The sequence below is a fragment of the Nitratireductor kimnyeongensis genome, from assembly GCF_019891395.1.
GTDB classification, from domain to species: domain Bacteria; phylum Pseudomonadota; class Alphaproteobacteria; order Rhizobiales; family Rhizobiaceae; genus Nitratireductor; species Nitratireductor kimnyeongensis.
In genome coordinates this window covers 3,191,602-3,210,126 of record NZ_CP078143.1, presented here as the reverse complement: position 1 = coordinate 3,210,126, position 18,525 = coordinate 3,191,602, and the positions used below count along the sequence as shown (strand labels likewise).

Annotated in this window: 18 protein-coding genes; 12 read left to right on the top strand and 6 right to left on the bottom strand. The window is 58.6% G+C overall.

Annotation, left to right across the window (positions count from 1 at the left end; genetic code table 11):
* The 11 genes from rpsF to KW403_RS15180 all read left to right on the top strand — a co-directional run bounded on the left by rpsF (position 1) and on the right by KW403_RS15180 (position 11,114).
* Positions 1–432 carry a 30S ribosomal protein S6 gene (gene rpsF, locus KW403_RS15230; RefSeq protein WP_223020289.1) on the top strand — a complete coding sequence of 144 codons (432 nt, stop codon included), beginning with the start codon at positions 1–3 and terminating at the stop codon, positions 430–432.
* Complete coding sequence (rpsR, locus tag KW403_RS15225) at positions 432–680, top strand: 30S ribosomal protein S18 (protein WP_002963610.1); 249 nt, start codon at positions 432–434, stop codon at positions 678–680. The genes rpsF and rpsR overlap by 1 nt, the downstream gene beginning before the upstream one ends.
* Before the next feature lie 204 nt (positions 681–884).
* A complete protein-coding gene (gene rplI, locus KW403_RS15220; protein WP_223020288.1) occupies positions 885–1,505 on the top strand; it encodes a 50S ribosomal protein L9 in 621 nt (206 codons plus the stop codon).
* A gap of 271 nt (positions 1,506–1,776) precedes the next feature.
* Positions 1,777–3,036: a cyclopropane fatty acid synthase gene (locus KW403_RS15215; protein WP_223020287.1), complete on the top strand. Its 1,260-nt coding sequence runs from the start codon at positions 1,777–1,779 to the stop codon at positions 3,034–3,036.
* 231 nt (positions 3,037–3,267) lie between these two features.
* The gene (locus KW403_RS15210; protein WP_223022595.1) at positions 3,268–4,761 is read left to right on the top strand and encodes a replicative DNA helicase; all 1,494 of its coding nucleotides are present in this window, start codon (positions 3,268–3,270) and stop codon (positions 4,759–4,761) included.
* A gap of 7 nt (positions 4,762–4,768) precedes the next feature.
* Positions 4,769–5,944, top strand: coding sequence for an alanine racemase (gene alr, locus KW403_RS15205; protein WP_223020286.1), 1,176 nt, complete (start codon positions 4,769–4,771; stop codon positions 5,942–5,944).
* Complete coding sequence (gene radA / locus KW403_RS15200; protein WP_223020285.1) at positions 5,944–7,332, top strand: DNA repair protein RadA; 1,389 nt, start codon at positions 5,944–5,946, stop codon at positions 7,330–7,332. The genes alr and radA overlap by 1 nt, the downstream gene beginning before the upstream one ends.
* Positions 7,333–7,446: 114 nt before the next feature.
* Positions 7,447–7,986, top strand: a complete 540-nt coding sequence (locus tag KW403_RS15195; RefSeq protein WP_223020284.1) for a CvpA family protein — start codon at positions 7,447–7,449, stop codon at positions 7,984–7,986.
* A 42-nt stretch (positions 7,987–8,028) separates the two neighbouring features.
* On the top strand, positions 8,029–9,504 hold the full coding sequence (gene purF / locus KW403_RS15190) for an amidophosphoribosyltransferase (protein WP_223020283.1): 1,476 nt from the start codon (positions 8,029–8,031) through the stop codon (positions 9,502–9,504).
* Positions 9,501–10,250, top strand: coding sequence for an SDR family NAD(P)-dependent oxidoreductase (locus KW403_RS15185; RefSeq protein ID WP_223020282.1), 750 nt, complete (start codon positions 9,501–9,503; stop codon positions 10,248–10,250). The genes purF and KW403_RS15185 overlap by 4 nt, the downstream gene beginning before the upstream one ends.
* A gap of 198 nt (positions 10,251–10,448) precedes the next feature.
* Positions 10,449–11,114 (top strand): 1-acyl-sn-glycerol-3-phosphate acyltransferase, encoded by a 666-nt coding sequence (locus KW403_RS15180; protein WP_223020281.1) that lies wholly within the window; start codon positions 10,449–10,451, stop codon positions 11,112–11,114.
* 9 nt (positions 11,115–11,123) lie between these two features.
* On the opposite strand, the gene pssA is transcribed toward KW403_RS15180, so the two are convergent.
* The 5 genes from pssA to KW403_RS15155 form a co-directional block, all read right to left on the bottom strand.
* Positions 11,124–11,948 (bottom strand): CDP-diacylglycerol--serine O-phosphatidyltransferase, encoded by an 825-nt coding sequence (pssA, locus tag KW403_RS15175; protein WP_223020280.1) that lies wholly within the window; start codon positions 11,946–11,948, stop codon positions 11,124–11,126.
* The gene (locus KW403_RS15170; protein ID WP_223020279.1) at positions 11,948–12,646 is read right to left on the bottom strand and encodes a phosphatidylserine decarboxylase; all 699 of its coding nucleotides are present in this window, start codon (positions 12,644–12,646) and stop codon (positions 11,948–11,950) included. Before KW403_RS15170 ends, pssA begins: the two co-directional genes overlap by 1 nt.
* Before the next feature lie 141 nt (positions 12,647–12,787).
* Positions 12,788–14,665 (bottom strand): ABCB family ABC transporter ATP-binding protein/permease, encoded by a 1,878-nt coding sequence (locus tag KW403_RS15165; RefSeq protein ID WP_223020278.1) that lies wholly within the window; start codon positions 14,663–14,665, stop codon positions 12,788–12,790.
* Positions 14,655–15,014: an ArsR/SmtB family transcription factor gene (locus KW403_RS15160; RefSeq protein ID WP_246637808.1), complete on the bottom strand. Its 360-nt coding sequence runs from the start codon at positions 15,012–15,014 to the stop codon at positions 14,655–14,657. The genes KW403_RS15165 and KW403_RS15160 overlap by 11 nt, the downstream gene beginning before the upstream one ends.
* An 81-nt stretch (positions 15,015–15,095) precedes the next feature.
* Positions 15,096–16,571, bottom strand: a complete 1,476-nt coding sequence (locus tag KW403_RS15155; protein WP_223020277.1) for a LysM peptidoglycan-binding domain-containing protein — start codon at positions 16,569–16,571, stop codon at positions 15,096–15,098.
* Positions 16,572–16,681: 110 nt separating this feature from the next.
* On the opposite strand from KW403_RS15155, the gene KW403_RS15150 reads away from it, so the two are divergent.
* The gene (locus KW403_RS15150) at positions 16,682–17,293 is read left to right on the top strand and encodes an LOG family protein (protein ID WP_223020276.1); all 612 of its coding nucleotides are present in this window, start codon (positions 16,682–16,684) and stop codon (positions 17,291–17,293) included.
* A gap of 251 nt (positions 17,294–17,544) precedes the next feature.
* Here KW403_RS15150 and rarD read toward each other — a convergent pair whose 3' ends face one another.
* Positions 17,545–18,480, bottom strand: coding sequence for an EamA family transporter RarD (gene rarD / locus KW403_RS15145; RefSeq protein ID WP_223020275.1), 936 nt, complete (start codon positions 18,478–18,480; stop codon positions 17,545–17,547).
* Positions 18,481–18,525: the final 45 nt, after the last annotated feature.

Here is an 18,525-nt window from a genome sequence, read left to right as displayed (position 1 = left end):
ATGGCACTTTACGAACACGTGTTCCTTGCCCGGCAGGATCTCTCGCAGCAGCAGATCGATGCTCTTGTTGAACAATACAAGGGTGTGATCGAAGCTGGTGGCGGCTCCGTTGGCCGGGTCGAAAACTGGGGACAGAAGTCCCTCGCCTACCGGATCAAAAAGAACCGCAAGGCATACTTCACGCTCATGGACATCGACGCCCCGGCCGAAGCCGTCAAGGAAGTCGAGCGCCAGATGGGCCTTTCTGAAGATATCCTGCGTTTCATGACGGTTCGCGTCGACGCGCATGAGGAAGGCCCTTCCGCAATGATGCAGCGCCGCGATGACCGTGGCCCGCGCCGTGACGACCGTGGCCCACGCGGCCCGCGCCGTGACGATCGTGGCCCGCGCCGCGACCATGACCGCGATAGCAACAAGGAAGGCTCCGAATAATGGTCGATATCAACCAGATCCCGACGCGGCGCCCGTTCCACCGTCGTCGCAAGACCTGCCCGTTCTCCGGCGCCAACGCACCGAAGATCGATTATAAGGACGTGAAGCTCCTGCAGCGCTACATTTCTGAGCGTGGCAAGATCGTTCCCTCCCGCATTACGGCGGTGAGCCAGAAGAAGCAGCGTGAGCTGGCCAAGGCCATCAAGCGCGCCCGCTTCCTGGGCCTTCTTCCCTACGTGGTGAAGTAAGTTACTTCGGCTCGGGCGGCTATCCGCCCGGCCCCTCCCCGCGGCGGGCGCGGTTGAGGTTTTTCAAATCCCGAGTTGGGGCAAATCCCCCTAACTGCCGCACTGGGCAGGACAGCGACTTAAATGCCGCGCACCGGCATTCCCGTTTCTGACCTGCCTCGAAGAGATTCCGGCGCAAGGCGCCGAAGACAAAGGACAGAAACGATGGACGTTATTCTCCTTGAGCGTATCGCCAAGCTCGGCCAGATGGGCGACGTGGTGAAGGTCAAAGATGGCTACGCACGCAACTTCCTCCTGCCCAAAGGCAAGGCTCTGCGCGCGAATGAAGCCAACCGAAAGAAATTCGAGAGCCAGCGCGTCGAACTCGAAGCACGTAACCTGGAACAGAAGAAGGAAGCCGAAGGCGTCGCTGAAAAGCTCGACGGCAAGTCTTTCGTCGTCGTTCGTTCGGCTGCCGAGACCGGCCAGCTCTACGGTTCTGTTGCAACGCGCGACATCGTCGAGATTCTGTCTGAAGAAGGCTTCAAAATCGGTCGCAACCAGGTCGAGCTCAACCAGCCGATCAAGACCATCGGCCTGATGAATGTGGCCATTGCGCTTCATCCTGAAGTTGAGGTCACCGTGACACTCAACATCGCGCGTTCGAGCGACGAGGCCGAGCGCCAGGCGCGCGGTGAGACGCTGGATTCTGCTGAGGCCATCTACGGCGACGACATCAATGATAGCGCGCGTCCCGACGAATTCTTCGATCCGGAAGCCGAGTATGAAGATGACGAGGCTGCCGGCGACGAGACGGCCGCCGAGGAGACCGACGAAAACGCATAGCTTTCGCTTTTTGTCGAAACTGAAAGCCGGGCGCCTCGCGCCCGGCTTTTCTATTGTCTGGCATTGTCTGGATCAGTTGTCTTGATCGTGGCTTGCATCTTTTAGAGGCCTTAGGGAGAAAAGCACCAGTTCCACGATTTTTTATGGTCTGAATGGCAAGAAGCGGCAAGAGTAAGCGATGGGCTATGCCCTGACGCCTTCTTGGCCCCTTTTCAAGCGTATCGAAATTGTTTCATACTTGCGGCCTCCCGGGAGTTTTGGGGGTTATGCGATGAACTGGTTGCTTGAAAGAATCCTTTCTCGCCTTGTCCGCAAAGGAAAGCTTTCCGTCACCGATGCGGGAGGGAAAGTGCATATTTTCGGGGATGGTAACGGCGAGCCCGTTCACGTCGTCATTCACTCCAAGGCGGCCGAACGCGCCATCGCCATCGACCCGACTTTGGCGGTGCCCGAACGCTACATGGACGGCGAAATCGATATCAAGGAAGGCGATATTCTCGCGTTCCTCCAGATCATCTATGAGAATATGGAAGAAGCTGACACCCCGCTTTTCCTTCTCAGACTGGGAGAGGCACTGCGTCATCCCTTCCGGCGCCTACAGCAATGGAACACCACTGCACGCTCAAAGCGCAATGTTCACCGGCATTACGATCTCTCGGAAGAGCTATACCGCCTCTTCCTCGACGAAGACATGCAGTATTCCTGCGCCTATTTCGAAACGCCGGACGTCTCTCTCGAAGAAGCGCAAAGGGCCAAGAAGCAGCATATCATGGCGAAACTCGCCCTGAATGCAGGACAGAAAGTTTTAGACATTGGCTGTGGCTGGGGTGGCCTCGGCCTCGATATTGCGCGTCAGTTCGACGCCAATGTGCTGGGTGTGACGCTTTCAGAGGAACAGCACCGCGTCGCCAATCTACGTGCGCGTGATCAAAAACTCACCGGGAAAGCCCGTTTCGAGATCGTCGACTACCGCTCTTTAAAGGGCCCGTTCGACCGCATTGTGTCGGTGGGTATGTTCGAACATGTGGGCATCAACCACTATCGAACCTTCTTCGACCAGAGTGCCCGTCTTCTCGCGGACGATGGCGTAATGCTATTGCACACGATCGGCCGCTCAGCGCCACCGGCAGCGACAAACGCGTTCATTCGCAAGCACATTTTCCCCGGCGGGTACATTCCGGCACTCTCGGAGATGATGCCGGCCATCGAACGGTCGGGATTGATCGTGACGGACATCGAGATCCTACGCCTTCACTATGCAGAAACCCTGAAGCACTGGCAGGCACGGTTCCAGAAGAATCGGGCCAAGGCGGTCGCGATTTATGATGAGCGTTTCGCTCGGATGTGGGAGTTTTATCTCGCAGGCTCGGAGGCATCGTTCCGCTGGCAGGAAATGGTGGTCTTCCAGGTTCAGCTTACCAAGAAGCGCGAAACTCTGCCTGTGACCCGGACCTATATCGGCGAAACAGAGAAACTGCTCGCGGATCCGGCCGGCAAGAAACCGGGCAGGTTCAGGCAGGCTGCGGAATAGGCCGATATCGAGCCGCAAGGCGGTTCATTTGCTGGGGCCTGGCAACCACGGTCAAGCTAATCATGATAGTTGCCCACAGCTGCGGCATACGACTGTGAATCGCGGTCACATGCGATCTCCGCGCTTTCACCTTGACCAAAGAGAAGGTACGAAAGTAGCTGGGGGTGCCGGGACGTTCATGTCTTTCGTTTGTTCTGGCGCATTAGGCAAAATCATACCGGAACAAAAATGATGGCAGAGGCGGCAGTCCGCAAGCTTGAGACGGCGGAAACCCAGCTATATCGGGAAGCACCGAACAATATCGAAGCCGAGCAGGCGCTGCTTGGCGCCATTCTGGTGAACAATGACGCGCTTTACCGCGTGTCCGATTTCCTGAAGCCAATCCATTTCTATGAGCCCCTGCACCGCAAGATATTCGAGGTTGCAGGCGAACTCATCCGCATGGGCAAGACCGCAAACCCCGTCACGATCAAGACCTTTCTACCTGCCGAGGAAAAGGTTGGGGAACTGACCGTTGCGCAATACCTTGCGCGTTTGGCGGCAGAAGCCGTCACGATCATCAATGCCGCCGACTATGGACGCGCAATTTATGACCTTGCGATTCGCCGCGCGCTGATCACCGTTGGCGAGGACATGGTCAACATCGCCTATGACGCGCCGGTGGACATGGCACCGAACAAGCAGATCGAAGATGCAGAGCGGCGTCTTTTCGAACTTGCGGAGACCGGGCGCTATGATGGCGGGTTCGAGAGTTTTGGAGACGCGACGAAGATCGCCGTCGACATGGCGAACGCCGCCTTCATGCGCGATGGACATCTGTCGGGTATCTCGACGGGACTGCGCGACCTCGACGGCCGCATGGGTGGGCTCCAACCTTCGGACTTGATTATCCTTGCCGGTCGCCCCGCCATGGGCAAGACCTCACTGGTGACCAACATCGCCTTCAACATCGCAGCGTCCTATGAACCGGCGCAGCAGGCAGATGGATCTTTTGCCGCAGCCAATGGCGGCGTCGTCGGCTTCTTCTCCCTGGAAATGTCTTCCGAACAGCTGGCCACCCGTATCATTTCCGAGCAGACCGAAATCCCCTCCTCCAAGATTCGCCGCGGTGAGATCACGGAAAGTGATTTTGAGAAGCTGGTGGCCTGTGCCCAGACCATGCAGAAGATTCCGCTTTTTATCGATCAGACCGGCGGCATATCCATTGCCCAGCTCGCAGCCCGTGCAAGGCGTCTCAAGCGCCAACGTGGCCTCGATGTGATCATCATCGACTATGTGCAGCTCATGCAAGGTTCTTCTGCGAAGTCTGCGCAAAATCGCGTACAGGAAATCACCGAAATCACCACCGGGCTAAAGGCTCTCGCCAAAGAACTTTCGGTGCCGATAATAGCTTTGTCGCAGCTCTCGCGCCAGGTGGAGTCCCGGGATGACAAGCGCCCACAGCTCGCCGACCTCCGCGAATCGGGTTCCATTGAGCAGGACGCGGACGTCGTGCTTTTCGTTTATCGTGATGAGTACTATCTGAAGAACAAGGAGCCAAAGCCCGGCACCGAGGAGTATCTTCAGTGGGAAGCCGAGATGAACGAAGTTCGTGGCAAGGCAGAGGTGATCATCGCCAAGCAGCGTCACGGCCCGACAGGCACCGTGCAGCTTGCCTTCCAGGGCGAGTTCACCCGCTTCTCGGACCTTGCCGAAGAGGACCGTATGCCCGAGCGTTTTGAGTAATCGCGATATGACCCACACCGATCCGCAACTGCACGGCGTCGACCCCCGTGTGGCCGGAGGGCGGCTTACGGTCGACCTCGACGCTCTGGCGGCGAATTACAGGTTCCTCGCGGAACAGTCGACACCGGCGGAGGCGGGCGCCGTTGTAAAGGCGGATGCCTATGGGCTTGGAACAGGTCCAGTGGTCGAAGCTTTGGTCGCCGAAGGGTGCAGAAAGTTCTTTGTTGCCCTCCCCGAGGAAGGACTTGCCGTTCGCGCTTCGGCTCCGGAAGCCGACATTTATGTCTTCAATGGTCTGTTTAGCCCTGAGGCAGCGGCCTTCTATCGTGAGGGGCGTCTTCTACCGGTCTTGAATTCCCAATCGGACCTGTCGATCTGGGAAGCGCATGGTTGGGACGATGAAGACGCACCGCGCCCCTGTGCCCTGCATGTCGAAACCGGGATGAACAGGCTCGGGCTCACGCCGGAACGCGCCAAAATTGTCGCACAGGAAAACGCGCTGACTGGGGCACTAACACCACGACTTATCATCAGTCACCTGGCCTGTGCCGACACGCCCGACCATCCGATGAACCGACAACAACTCGAATCATTCCAGGCACTTGGCGCGCTTTTTCCAGATGCTGAATCAAGTTTGGCAAACTCCGCAGGGATATTTTTGGGCGGCGAGTTTCTTTGCGATGTGACACGGCCTGGCGTGGCACTTTATGGCAGCAACCCGATGAACGGCACCGTCAATCCGATGCAATCTGTGGCAAGTGTGCATGCGCGTATTGCGCAATTGCGCCACGTGCCGGCGGGCGCCACGGTCAGCTATGGCGCGACACCAGTTGGGCGGGACACGCTCATTGCCGTAACCGCCGTCGGTTATGCAGACGGGTATCATCGTTCCGGGTCCGGTGCCGGTGTGCCGTTGCGCACCGCTCAGCCGGTCGGATCGCACGGCTATATTGAAGGCCGACGCGTGCCCGTTCTCGGCCGTGTCACCATGGATCTTACGCTGTTTGACGTCACGGATCTTGGGCTCGACACTTTGCAGGTGGGCGATTTCATCGAACTCATGGGTTCCAATCTGCCGATGGACGAACTCGCTTCGGCCTGCGGCACGATATCCTACGAGCTTCTGACCTCTTTGGGGCATCGTTTCGAGCGCCACTATGTGCGCAGCGGAGATCACATCTAATGGCCCGCGCACGCGTTCAGTTCATCTGCCAGAACTGTGGTACCGTGCATGCACGCTGGGCTGGCAAATGTGACGGTTGCGGCGCCTGGAACACGCTCGTAGAGGAAGGCACCTCAAGCGGCATCGGATCAGGGCCGCAGGCAGCATCGCCTAAAGCGCGCAAAGGGCGTGCAGTGGCGTTGACCACACTTTCCGGCGACATAGAGGATGCACCACGAATCACCACGGGTATCGGCGAACTCGATCGGGTCACCGGTGGCGGCTTTGTGCGTGGTTCGGCGCTGCTCGTGGGCGGTGATCCCGGCATTGGAAAATCAACGCTCCTCACACAGGCCGCTGCAGCCCTTGCTGCACGCGGCCACCGCATTGTCTATGTGTCGGGTGAGGAGGCGGTTGCGCAGATCCGTCTGCGTGCACAGCGCCTTGATGTGGCGCAGCAGCCTGTGGAACTGGCAGCCGAGACAAATGTGGAGGACATCCTCGCTACCATTGAGGACGGCAAGCGGCCCGATCTTGTCATTCTCGATTCTATCCAGACCCTTTGGACTGACATGGCAGACTCCGCGCCCGGCACTGTCACCCAGGTGCGCGCCTCGGCCCAGGCGATGATCCGCTACGCGAAATCCACCGGCGCCGCCGTGGTTCTGGTGGGGCACGTCACTAAGGAAGGTCAGATAGCCGGTCCCCGTGTCGTGGAACACATGGTGGACGGCGTCCTTTATTTCGAAGGTGAAGGCGGACATCACTATCGCATCCTGCGTACGGTGAAGAACCGTTTTGGCCCGACGGATGAAATTGGCGTCTTTGAGATGGGCGATAAGGGTCTGCGCGAAGTTTCCAACCCCTCGGAGCTGTTTCTCGGTGAACGCAGTGCCGCGGCGCCAGGCGCCGCCGTATTTGCTGGCATGGAAGGGACAAGACCGGTTCTTGTGGAAATCCAGGCACTGGTCGCGCCTTCACCGCTCGGCACGCCGCGCCGTGCGGTGGTTGGCTGGGATTCTGCCAGACTTTCCATGGTCTTGGCCGTTCTGGAGGCGCATTGCGGGGTGCGTTTTGCAACCCATGATGTGTATCTGAATGTGGCCGGAGGCTACCGGATTTCAGAGCCGGCAGCCGATCTGGCCGTAGCGGCGGCATTGGTATCCTCGCTGACCGGGCTTGCTCTGCCCGCCGATTGCGTCTATTTCGGCGAAATCAGCCTTTCGGGCGCTGTCAGACCTGTTGCACACGCAGCGAGCCGTCTCAAGGAAGCCGAGAAGCTCGGTTTTGCACAAGCGGTGATGCCGCCTGGGAGTGAAGACGGATCGGGAGCGATAGCATCGCGGTCCGCACGCCCCGAAGCGCTGGCCGAACTTGTAGCTCGCATTGCGGGTTCCAAGGCGGAGTAGTTGGGGCGGCCTGGCGGGGCGGTTTGAACAGATCGATTGGCGGCACAGTGGCCCGAAAGACGAAGACAATGACCTTGCGGGGGCATCCTATCTGCCAAAGGAGTAGGGGTGACAATGCCAATCACGTTGCTTGACGGAATTCTTGTCGGCTTCACGCTCGTTTCGGCCATGTTGGCCATGGTGCGTGGTTTTTCACGCGAAGTGTTGTCGATCGCATCATGGGCGGCAGCCGCCGTGGCGGCCTATTATTTTCATTCGCTGGTTCTGCCCTATGTCACACCCTATATCAGCAACGATATGTTGGCCCTTGCGGTTGCAGCAGCGGTGGTGTTTCTCATTGCACTGATCGTGGTGACGATCATCACGATGAAGATCGCGGATTTCATCATCGATTCGCGCATCGGTGCGCTCGACCGCACGCTCGGCTTCCTCTACGGTGCCGCACGCGGTATTCTGGTGGTGGCTGTTGCCCTACTGTTTCTCAACTGGCTGATGGGTGCGAACCCGCCCAGCTGGGTAGCGGAAGCCAAATCGCGCCCACTGCTGGACGGCGTGGGCCAATGGATCCAGGGAATGCTTCCGGATGATCCGGACAATTCGGTTTTCGACCGCCTCACCGATGGGGCATCTGGCGAGGGCGAAACCGCAAACTGACGGTCACGGGCCGTCTGTGTCACAATGAAAGGGCGGCCAGAAATGGCACTGGAAGACAATTTGCCTCTCGTAGGCGAAGCGGACGACCATTTTCATGATGAATGCGGCGTCTTCGGAATTTTTGGGCGTAGTGACGCTGCAGCCATTGTAACGCTTGGGCTGCATGCCCTCCAGCACCGCGGACAGGAAGCTGCCGGCATTGTCTCCTTTGATGGCACCCAGTTCCATGTAGAGCGTCATATCGGCCTGATCGGCGACACATTCACCAAACAATCAGTCCTTGACCGTCTGAACGGAAGCCGCGCCATCGGTCATACGCGCTATGCAACCACCGGCGGCTCTGGTCTGCGCAACGTTCAGCCCTTCTTTGCCGAATTGTCGGATGGCGGTCTTGCAATCGCCCACAATGGCAACATCACCAATGCCATGACCGTTCAGCGCAAGCTGCAGAAGGAAGGCGCGATCTTCTCGTCCACTTCCGATACTGAAACAGTGCTGCACTTGGTCGCCACCAGCAAGGAACGGGACACCAATACCCGCTTCATCGAAGCGCTTCGTCAGATTGAAGGCGCCTTCTCGATTGTCGCGCTTACATCGAAGAAGATGATCGGCTGCCGCGATCCGCTGGGGATCCGCCCACTGGTGCTCGGCGATCTGGATGGTGCCTATATCCTGGCCTCGGAGACCTGCGCACTCGACATCATCGGCGCGCGTTTTGTCCGCGATCTGAAGCCCGGCGAAATGGTGGTCGTGACCGAAAAGGGGATCGAAAGCTTTTTCCCCTTTGAACTCAAGGAGAACCCGCGCTTCTGTATCTTCGAGTATGTCTATTTCGCGCGGCCCGACTCCATTGTGGAGGGACGCAACGTCTACGAGGTGCGCAAGGAGATCGGTGCGGAACTGGCTAGGGAAATGCCGGTCGAGGCCGACATTGTGGTTCCGGTGCCGGATTCTGGTACGCCCGCTGCAATTGGCTATGCTCAGGCGGCCGGCCTCCCCTTCGAACTCGGCATTATTCGAAATCACTATGTTGGGCGCACTTTTATCCAGCCGACGGATTCGATCCGTCATATGGGCGTCAAGCTGAAACACAATGCGAACCGACGCTGCATCGAGGGAAAGCGCGTCGTTCTGGTGGACGATTCCATTGTGCGTGGCACGACAAGTCAGAAAATCGTTCAGATGGTGCGTGATGCCGGCGCAGCGGAAGTGCATATGCGTATTGCCTCTCCCCCAACTCGCTCGCCCTGTTTCTACGGCGTGGACACGCCGGAGGCCGCGAAGCTTCTCGCCTCACGCATGTCCATCGAGGAAATGGCTGAGTTCATCCGGGTCGATTCGCTGTCCTTCCTGACGATTGACGGACTTTATCGCGCCGTGGGCGAGGCAGCGCGCAATGCCGAGCAGCCGCAATATTGCGATGCCTGCTTCACCAAGGATTATCCGACACGGTTGACCGATCACGACAGCACCGACAATGTGCGCACGCTTTCCCTTCTCGCAGCAGGCGGTCAATGACAGACACCAAACCAGACTTGAAAGGCCGGCTGGCTCTCGTCACCGGCGCATCCCGCGGCATCGGCTATTTCCTGGCGAAAGAACTTGCAGCCTGCGGCGCGCATGTCGTTGCAGTGGCGCGCACTGTCGGCGGTCTTGAAGAACTCGATGATGAAATCAAGGCTGCGGGCGGCGAAGCCACGCTTGTACCGCTCGATCTGACAGACATGGCGGGTATCGACCGAATTGGCGGTGCCATTCACGAGCGTTGGGGGAAATTGGATATCTTGGTCGCCAATGCCGGCATCCTCGGTGTGATCGCACCGCTCGGCCATGTGGAGGCGAAAGTCTTCGAAAAGGTCATGAACATTAACGTGACGGGCACTTGGCGCCTCATTCGGACCGTCGATCCCCTGCTGCGCGCCTCTGACGCGGGACGCGCGATCATCATGTCTTCGGGCGCTGCCCACTCTGCACGTGCATTCTGGGGTCCCTATGCGGCCTCCAAGGCGGCAGCGGAGGCGTTGGCGCGATCCTGGGCCGACGAGACGAAAAACATGCCCCTGCGGGTCAACTCGGTGAATCCGGGAGCCACCCGCACCGCCATGCGCGCGCAGGCCATGCCCGGCGAAGATCCCGAGACCTTGCCGCATCCGTCCGAAGTCGCGGCCAAAATCCTGTCACTAGCCAGCCCTGAATTGATGGAAACGGGACTGATTTTCGACGTGAAGAAGAACCGGTTCACCCGATATCAGATGCCTGAGTGAGACAGCGACGGGCGCAACTTCAAACCAGACTTCACGATTGACCTGCGGAACGCATTCGTTACCTTTCCACGCGGCAGCGGACGAAGAGGCGCGCCGAGGGGCTGTGGAAGGGTCTGCGTTTCAGACGCAACTGACCGAATATTGAGAACGATGCCGGGCTAAGCCATAGGTGTAGGACCGGCAATTGGGAGACGCGGCATGATACTGATCACCGAATTCGTGCTGCTTGTCCTGGCGGTGTGGGCCGCCATGGCAGGCATTGTTCAGTATCGTCGCGGTGTCAGTTTTCACCAAGCGGCCTTGCATGCGCCCTTGAAGCTTCTGTTCCGCATCAGCGACCGTGAGGTCGATCTTGCGCGAAAGGCCGAAACGCCGGTCATCTATGCGGTGTGGCATCAGTCCAGTCTTGATCCGGCAACGATGCTTGCGTTGCTGCCCGATGACACGCTGCACATCCTGGATGAGGCGTCGGCAAAGTCGCTCTTTCTCGAGCCCTGGCGCGCGCTCGCACGCACGATTGCCTTCAACGCTCATCATGTGTTCGTTAGCCGCAGGCTTGTGCGCCGCCTCAAGGGCAACGGTCGGCTTGCCGTCTACATGCCTGACGAGACGGAGCCGGACACGAAGACTTTTCGCCTGTTTCGTGCCGTCGCGCGCATTGCACTCAAGGCCGAAGCGCATGTGGTGCCCGTCTATATGGAGCGGCGCGGGTTCGTGCCGGCGCGCCACGTACACACACTGCCTCCGATGACAATTGAAGCCTTGATTGTACGCTCCGGCCGGGAAGACATGCGCGCTTCAGAAGCCCTGTTCAGCCGGATGATCGAGGTGCGCGACGCTTCGAATCGGAAGAACGAGGTCTGATCTACAGGATTAGATATGCTCTTTGCCGGCTTCTTCTGCCCCCTTTTTGTCTTCCAGTTCCGAGCGCCGGGCATAGGCCCGCATGCTAAAAACGAGAAACACCAGATAACCGAGCGCTGAGACCGTCAGCGTCATCCAGGTGAAGCTGGTGAGAAGCAGCACGTAAAGCGCCAATCCCAAAATCAAAGGAAGAACATATTCGCGCGGAATGCGACTTCCTGAACTCTTTCCCGAATAGACCGGCAAGCGACTGACCAACAAGAAACCGATCAGAACTGTATAAGCCGAAGCGGCAAAGGCCATGGTCGTATCCGACGCGATGCCGAGAAAGCCCAGATAAACCGGTAAGAGCACAAGTGCGGCTCCGGCGGGGGCCGGAACGCCGACGAAGTAATCCGTGTGCCAGGCGGGACGATCCGGATCTTCCAGCATGACATTGAATCGTGCGAGCCGCAGGCAACAGGCGATAGCGAACAGGAGTGCTGCAATCCAGCCAAGCGCTCCTGCCCTGTCCAAAACATAGGCATAAAGGACAAGTGCCGGAGCAACGCCGAAATTCACGATGTCGGCCAGTGAATCCATTTGTGCGCCGAATTTGGATGACGCCTTGAGCATGCGCGCCACACGCCCGTCCACAGCGTCCAGAAAAGCAGCTATCAGAACCATAACCACTGCCGTTTCGACGCGATGCTCGAAGGCAAGCCGAATCCCGGAAAGACCGGCGCAAATGGCCAGAACCGTGATGAGGTTCGGCACAAGCATGCGCAACGGAATCTCAGTCAGCTTCGGCCCGCCCCCGCCATGCGGCTCGAATGGTGGAAAGGGCCCGGCCATCAGGAGACCCTGACAATCGGTTGTTTCAGATCGCTTCCGAAAGCCGCGATGACGGTTTCTCCACCGACTGCCGTCTGCCCGACCGCGACGCTGGGGACCGCACCTTGCGGAAGGTAAACGTCGACACGTGATCCGAATCGAATCAGGCCGAAGCGTTCGCCGACGGCGATCTGTCCAGGTGCTTCTGCCCAACAAACAATACGTCTCGCGACCAACCCAGCAATCTGCACTACGGGAACAGGACCGTGAGGGCTTTCGATCACAAGGCCGTTGCGCTCGTTCTCAGTGCTCGCCTTGTCCAGCTCGGCATTGAGGAACCGGCCCGGACGATGCTCGATCAGCGAAATCCGGCCGCGTACCGGCGCACGATTGATGTGACAGGAAAAGACATTCATGAAAACGGAAATACGGGTCATTTCCCCGTCGCCCATGCCAAGTTCCGCAGGTGGGACGGCGGGGCCTACGAAGGACACCACGCCATCTGCGGGTGCAATCACCAGACTGTCGTTGACCGGGGTGATGCGCTCGGGGTCGCGGTAGAAATAGATGCACCAGGCTGTAAGGATCAAACCGATCCAGAACAACGGTCCCCAGATCAAACCCAGCACAATCGTAGCGCCGGCAAAAGCCGCAATGAATGGGTATCCCTCGCGGTGGATCGGCACTAGCGTGTTGCGGATCGTGTCAATCAGGCTCATCGGTGGCCGCTTTCAAATCGAATGAATGTGCCGTCTTGGTAACGGAAACGAGGTTTTCCCGCAACGCATCAACCGGACTGCCGGGCCATTTCCAACACCTGTGTACTCTCGCAGGTTGACACGACGAAGCCCGGGCGCCCGTCAATAAGCCGGTTGGCGGCGCACCACTATGCCCAGTTCATCCGTCTCACGCGCCTTGCGCAGCCGCTCTTCGGCCTCCGTGGCCTCCCGCTGCCTGTTCCACATTTCCGCATACAGGCCGCCAACCTCAAGGAGATCCCCATGGCGCCCTCGCTCAGCAATCTCTCCACCACGCAACACGATGATCTCATCTGCGTTAATCACCGTAGAAAGCCGGTGCGCGATCACCAATGTGGTTCGCCCGCGGCTAACCGTGTCGAGCGCCGCCTGTATTTCCTGTTCGGTGTGCGTATCCAGGGCCGAAGTGGCTTCGTCCAGCAAGAGAATGGGCGGCGCCTTCAGGATCGTGCGTGCAATGGCCACACGCTGCTTCTCACCGCCAGAAAGCTTTAACCCGCGCTCACCGACCATTGTGTCATATCCTTCCGGCAGACTCTCGATAAAGGGGCCGATCTGAGCCAGTTCAGCCGCCTTGCGCACCTCTTCGTCGGTGGCGTCAGGCCTGCCGTAACGGATATTGTAGGCGATGGTATCGTTGAAAAGCACCGTATCCTGCGGCACCATGCCGATAGCTGCACGCAGGCTCTCCTGCGTCACGTCCTTGACGTTCTGTCCGTCAATCGAAACCTCGCCGCTTTGGGCATCGTAGAAGCGGAACAGAAGGCGTGAGATGGTGGATTTTCCTGCACCGGAAGGACCTACCACGGCAACAGTCTTTCCAGCCGGGATTTCGAAGCTGATGCCTTTGAGGATCGGACGCTCAGGATCGTAGGAAAAGCGGACATTCTCGAAGCGGACGTCACCTTTCTCAACGGTAAGCGTCTTGGCATCGGGCTGGTCGGTGACCTCGGCTCGAACATCGAGCAGGTCGAACATCTGTTCGATGTCGGTCAGGCCCTGCCGGATTTCGCGGTAGACAAAGCCGATGAAATTCAACGGTATGGAAAGCTGCATCAGCATGGCGTTGATGAAAACGAAATCGCCAACCGTCTGCGTGCCGCGCATCACTTCATAGGCTGACAGTCCCATGGCGGCGGTCATGCCCAGTCCAAGAATGACGCCCTGACCGAAATTGAGCCAACCCAGAGACGTCCATGTGCGGGTTGCCGCATCCTCGTACCGCGCCATCGATCGATCGAAACGTCGGGCCTCCATCGCTTCATTGTTGAAGTATTTGACCGTTTCGAAATTAAGCAGGGAATCGATGGCTTTCGTGTTTGCATCAGTATCGGAATCATTCATTTGCCGGCGGATACCGATGCGCCAATCACTCGCCCGGATCGTGAACCACGTGTAAAGCCAAACCGTCACAGCGACGATCGCTACATAAATCCAGCCATAGGCAAAGGCGAAAATCCCCGCGGCGAGAACGAACTCGAGAACTGTGGGGATCGAATTCAGGATCGTAAATCGAACGATCGTGTCGATACCCTTGGTGCCACGCTCGATGATGCGCGAAAGTCCGCCCGTGCGCCGCTCCAGATGGAAGCGCAGAGACAGTTGGTGCATGTGGACGAAGGTACGGTGGGCGAGTTGCCGTACTGCATGCTGCCCTACACTGGCAAAAAGTGCATCACGCAGTTGGTTGAATCCAAGTTGAACGATACGCACGACATTGTAGGCCACGACCAGCATGATCGGGCCAGCCAGCACGGTAGGCAGGAAACCGGGAGCCCCCCCTTCCCCAGAGAGCGCATTGGTGGCCCATTTGTAGAAATAGGGCACAAAAACCAGAATGACTTTGGCGAGAACCAGGAAAAAGGCTGCGACCACCACGCGACGTTTCAAATCCGACCGGTGGGAAGGCCACATATAGGGCCAGAGGTTGCGCAGGGTCTCGAAGGTCGAGCCCTCGGCGGATACGGTCTTACTGCTCATGCGCTTCGGCCTCGTGGTTTGAATTTCTGCTTTTCTTGGCGTTGATGCAGGTTAGCGTCAGGCGGGCCAAAGCTTCGGTGAGGCTCTGGAGCGCTTCTGTATCGACCTCATAGCGCGAACTCTGACGCTCTGGACGCACCTGCACGAGCCCCGCATCCACAAGCACTTTCAAGTGCTGTGAAACCGTCGATTGGGCCAGATGAAGATGCTTCACCACATCCTTGCAGCAGCATGCATCATAGCCCGAAAGATGCTTGAGTATCTCTATGCGGGCAGGGTGAGATAGCGCACTCAACCCCTTCGTCATCGCGTGATGCGCGCAGCATGCACCGGGCAGCGCTCGATTCATGGCGGAAACCTTTCATCGTTCATCGGCGATATACGATGAAAGGTTCAACGCTTTCAAGAGCTGCAGAGATTTTATTTCCTGCTAGTTTGCGTTTTCCGGATCGACCGTCTGATCCTCAATGGCATTCATGTCAGCCGCCTCGCCCTCTTCAGTGCTCTCGGGCACGGCAAAAACCTGTCCCGGCCAGATGCGATCAGGGTCCTCGATCTGATCCTGGTTCGCGAGGTAGAGGGTGGTGTAGCGAATGCCGCGACCATAGACGCGCCGAGAAATATGCCAGAGTGTATCGCCGCGCCGAATGATAACAGAGCCATCCACCGGCGCGAGTTTTGGTGCCGTCGTCCCTGACCCGGAAGCGGCAGGCTCGGGCGCTGTCATCTCTCTTTCGCCGGCTTGGGGGGCCTCGGTCGACTGCGAAGAAGCATCTCGTTCATCGGATACATCGTTGCGCACATCCGAACCGGAATTGGGAGCAGCCACAGCTGCGACCTGCTCGCCCTCTGCCCGGGTAAACGGCACGGCCGCCCTGGCAACCACGCTACGGCCATCTTCCGACAGCATGTCGGCGCGCACAATGTAATCGCCGATGGGGAGTTCACGGGTCGCTTCGATCAGAAACCGTCCGTTGGGTGTGGTGACTGTTTCACCCAGGAGAATCTGGTTCGCATAAACGCGGATTTTGCTGCCGGGTCGAGCCGCACCGGCGACGAAGACCTGGCGCCCATCGATCTCGACCGCTTCAATGAAGGGAGTTTCCGGGCTTGCCGCTGGCGGCGCGGTCTGCTCGAGTGCCTGCACGGCCTCATCCGGCTTCGGCTCCGCAGATTGTGGCTTCGTCGATACCGGATCGCCTTGCGGCGTTGCTTCCGCAACCGCTTGCTTCTGAGATGTGGGCTCGGCGTCGGAGGAATCTTCCGTCTCGATCTGCGCCTCACGCTCTCCAGAAGCTTTGGCTTCAGGAACAGTGATCAGGCGGCTGGGCGCCCCCGGTTGATCGACAAGGGCGAGAACCTGCCCCGTTTCACTGTCGGGCACCGTGACGATAGCCGTTTCTACGGATGTGGCAGCAAGGTTTTCCTGCGTAGTCGCCCGCAAAACGATCTGGTAGTCTCCCGGCTCGAGCGGCTCATCAAGTACGGCCGCGAAATCGCCGGAAGGCCCGCTCGTCGTCGTTCCGAGAACAGTCGCGCCATTTATGATCTCCACTCGAGCATTGGGCGCAGCCTTGCCGGCAATCACCAACGATCCGTTCGGCTCAACCCGAACAATGTCGAACGTTGGCGGTTCAATCTCCTGAGCGGATTTCAGGGTTTCAGAAGCCGTGCTGTCTGTGTCCCCATCTGGCCCGTCCAGGCGCGCTTCCTTTGTGCTGGCACCTGCATCCGCTTCATCTTTTTTCGCCGCGGTCGAAGATGCGTCCGTCTCAGGAGACGGCGACGATGACACGGTCGATTGCGGCGCCCGTGTTTCGAAGGCACCCATGACATATGCGGCCCCGAGACCCGCCACGACAGCGCCGGAGAGAAAAAGAAGCCCCTTTAAAGGTGTCAAGCCCATAAACCCACGATAGTCCCTTTGTGAAACGCTGTAACGCTTTTTCGCGTAAGCGACAAGAAAAAGCCATCGCCCTCTTGACCGCGACGGTGGCGCGGATGAGCAATGATTGCATGAGCAAAATTGAGTCGGTTTGCGTTTATTGCGGGTCAAGCAATGGGCGCGATGAACGGTATTTTCAGGCGGGGCTTGCGCTGGGGCGCGGCTTGGCGGAGGCGCGCCTTCGGCTTGTCTATGGCGCGGGAACCAAGGGCATTATGGGCGCCGTTGCCCGAGGCACCCTGAACGCTGGAGGAAAAGTTACCGGCATTATACCCAAATTCCTTATCCGCCGGGAGGCCAACGAGGTCGATCTGGCTGAGCTGGATGAACTGATCGTCACCGACGACATGCACCAGCGCAAGCACACCATGTTTGAACGATCAGACGCATTTGTCGCGCTGCCGGGCGGAATCGGGACGCTGGAAGAAATTGTCGAGATCATGACCTGGGCCCAGCTTGCCCGACACGACAAGCCCATGGTCTTTGCCAATATAGGCGGGTTCTGGAATCCACTCCTGACACTGATCGATCACATGAAGCAGGAAGGCTTTGTGCATTCCGATCACCGTGTCCGTCCCATTGTGGTGGATCAAGCTCAGGACATTGTCCCCGCGATTCTCACGGCGGCCGCTGAACGCGCCTCTACCAATGGTGAGGATCAGGCGGTCATTGACCGGCTTTAATTGTCCACAGCTTTCACGCATCCGCGCGGGATTGTCATCGTGGTGTTACGCAAACGCCGTCCCTCTGTAACACTGGACTGCTTGGCTCTCACGGCGCGGTGTAGGGCTTGTGTGCATCCCTATCCAACCGCCGCCGGGCCAGACTGTGTTTTTGTGTTCCCGGTTCCGCTTGCTCCGCGCAGCCGTCCCTGACCCGTCGATGTCCGCCGCACCCCTTCCAGACATCACGGGCTTTTTTCGCCGCCCCTCATTTAGCTTTTGGGGCGGCTATTTTTTGCGCGGCGCGCATCCCGCAACATTGACCAGCTGTAGAGGGCAAGAGCAGCCCAGATCAGAGCGAACGCCACCGCCTTGACGCCGCCGAAAGGCTCCTTGAAAACAAACACGGCGATCAGGAAGATCATGGTCGGCGCGGTGTACTGCATGATGCCGATTGTTGAATAGCGCAGAAGCTTGGCGCCCATGGCAAACAGGATAAGCGGGATGGCCGTGACCGGCCCACAACCGATCAGCAATGCGATGTCGCCCGGGCTGGACAGCGTAAAGTGCGCCCCACCCTTTGCACCCAGCCATATGAGATAGCCGAGAGCCGGCAGAGCGAGGATCAACACCTCGAGAAAAAAACCCTGACTTGGGCCAATCGGCAGGGTTTTGCGCAGAATGCCATAGGCGGCAAAGCTGAACGCCAGACTGAGGGACACCCAGGGCAAACCGCCCGCATCCGTGGTCAGGATAAGGACGGCGAGGCCGGCAAGGCATACCGCGGCAATCTGATAGCGGTTCAGCCGCTCACCAAGAAAAAGCGCCGCGAGGGCGATGCTGACCAGCGGGTTGATGTAATAGCCGAGCGCTGTTTCGACGGCGCGATCCACAGAGATTGCCCAGACGTAGATACCCCAATTGACGGAGATAATCGATGCCGTCAGCGCCGCCATGAGCAATGTTCGTGGTGAGCGAAGCGCCTGACGGATATCGGCGGTACGCCCCAGCAGATAGAGGATGAGAGCGGCTACCGGAAGAGACCAGAGAACACGGTGTGCCACCACCTCCGTGGCCGGAATATGAGAGACAAGCTTCATGTAGAGGGGCAGGAAGCCCCACAACCCATAAGCGGACAATGCAAAGAGAAATCCGCGCATGGCATCGTTTCGGTCCGCATCGAGCGGCTTGTCTGCAATCTCGGACATGAGCTTTCCACGAGAGCCCGATCGGGGGCGACAGGCGTTCGATTA

Excerpts from the sequence above, each read along its gene's own strand:
- rpsF (WP_223020289.1), top strand. The coding sequence starts at position 1 with ATGGCACTTTACGAACACGTGTTCCTTGCCCGGCAGGATCTCTCGCAG.
- rpsR (WP_002963610.1), top strand. The coding sequence starts at position 432 with ATGGTCGATATCAACCAGATCCCGACGCGGCGCCCGTTCCACCGTCGT.
- rplI (WP_223020288.1), top strand. The coding sequence starts at position 885 with ATGGACGTTATTCTCCTTGAGCGTATCGCCAAGCTCGGCCAGATGGGC.
- KW403_RS15215 (WP_223020287.1), top strand. The coding sequence starts at position 1,777 with ATGAACTGGTTGCTTGAAAGAATCCTTTCTCGCCTTGTCCGCAAAGGA.
- KW403_RS15210 (WP_223022595.1), top strand. The coding sequence starts at position 3,268 with ATGGCAGAGGCGGCAGTCCGCAAGCTTGAGACGGCGGAAACCCAGCTA.
- alr (WP_223020286.1), top strand. The coding sequence starts at position 4,769 with ATGACCCACACCGATCCGCAACTGCACGGCGTCGACCCCCGTGTGGCC.
- radA (WP_223020285.1), top strand. The coding sequence starts at position 5,944 with ATGGCCCGCGCACGCGTTCAGTTCATCTGCCAGAACTGTGGTACCGTG.
- KW403_RS15195 (WP_223020284.1), top strand. The coding sequence starts at position 7,447 with ATGCCAATCACGTTGCTTGACGGAATTCTTGTCGGCTTCACGCTCGTT.
- purF (WP_223020283.1), top strand. The coding sequence starts at position 8,029 with ATGGCACTGGAAGACAATTTGCCTCTCGTAGGCGAAGCGGACGACCAT.
- KW403_RS15185 (WP_223020282.1), top strand. The coding sequence starts at position 9,501 with ATGACAGACACCAAACCAGACTTGAAAGGCCGGCTGGCTCTCGTCACC.
- KW403_RS15180 (WP_223020281.1), top strand. The coding sequence starts at position 10,449 with ATGATACTGATCACCGAATTCGTGCTGCTTGTCCTGGCGGTGTGGGCC.
- pssA (WP_223020280.1), bottom strand. The coding sequence starts at position 11,948 with ATGGCCGGGCCCTTTCCACCATTCGAGCCGCATGGCGGGGGCGGGCCG.
- KW403_RS15170 (WP_223020279.1), bottom strand. The coding sequence starts at position 12,646 with ATGAGCCTGATTGACACGATCCGCAACACGCTAGTGCCGATCCACCGC.
- KW403_RS15165 (WP_223020278.1), bottom strand. The coding sequence starts at position 14,665 with ATGAGCAGTAAGACCGTATCCGCCGAGGGCTCGACCTTCGAGACCCTG.
- KW403_RS15160 (WP_246637808.1), bottom strand. The coding sequence starts at position 15,014 with ATGAATCGAGCGCTGCCCGGTGCATGCTGCGCGCATCACGCGATGACG.
- KW403_RS15155 (WP_223020277.1), bottom strand. The coding sequence starts at position 16,571 with ATGGGCTTGACACCTTTAAAGGGGCTTCTTTTTCTCTCCGGCGCTGTC.
- KW403_RS15150 (WP_223020276.1), top strand. The coding sequence starts at position 16,682 with ATGAGCAAAATTGAGTCGGTTTGCGTTTATTGCGGGTCAAGCAATGGG.
- rarD (WP_223020275.1), bottom strand. The coding sequence starts at position 18,480 with ATGTCCGAGATTGCAGACAAGCCGCTCGATGCGGACCGAAACGATGCC.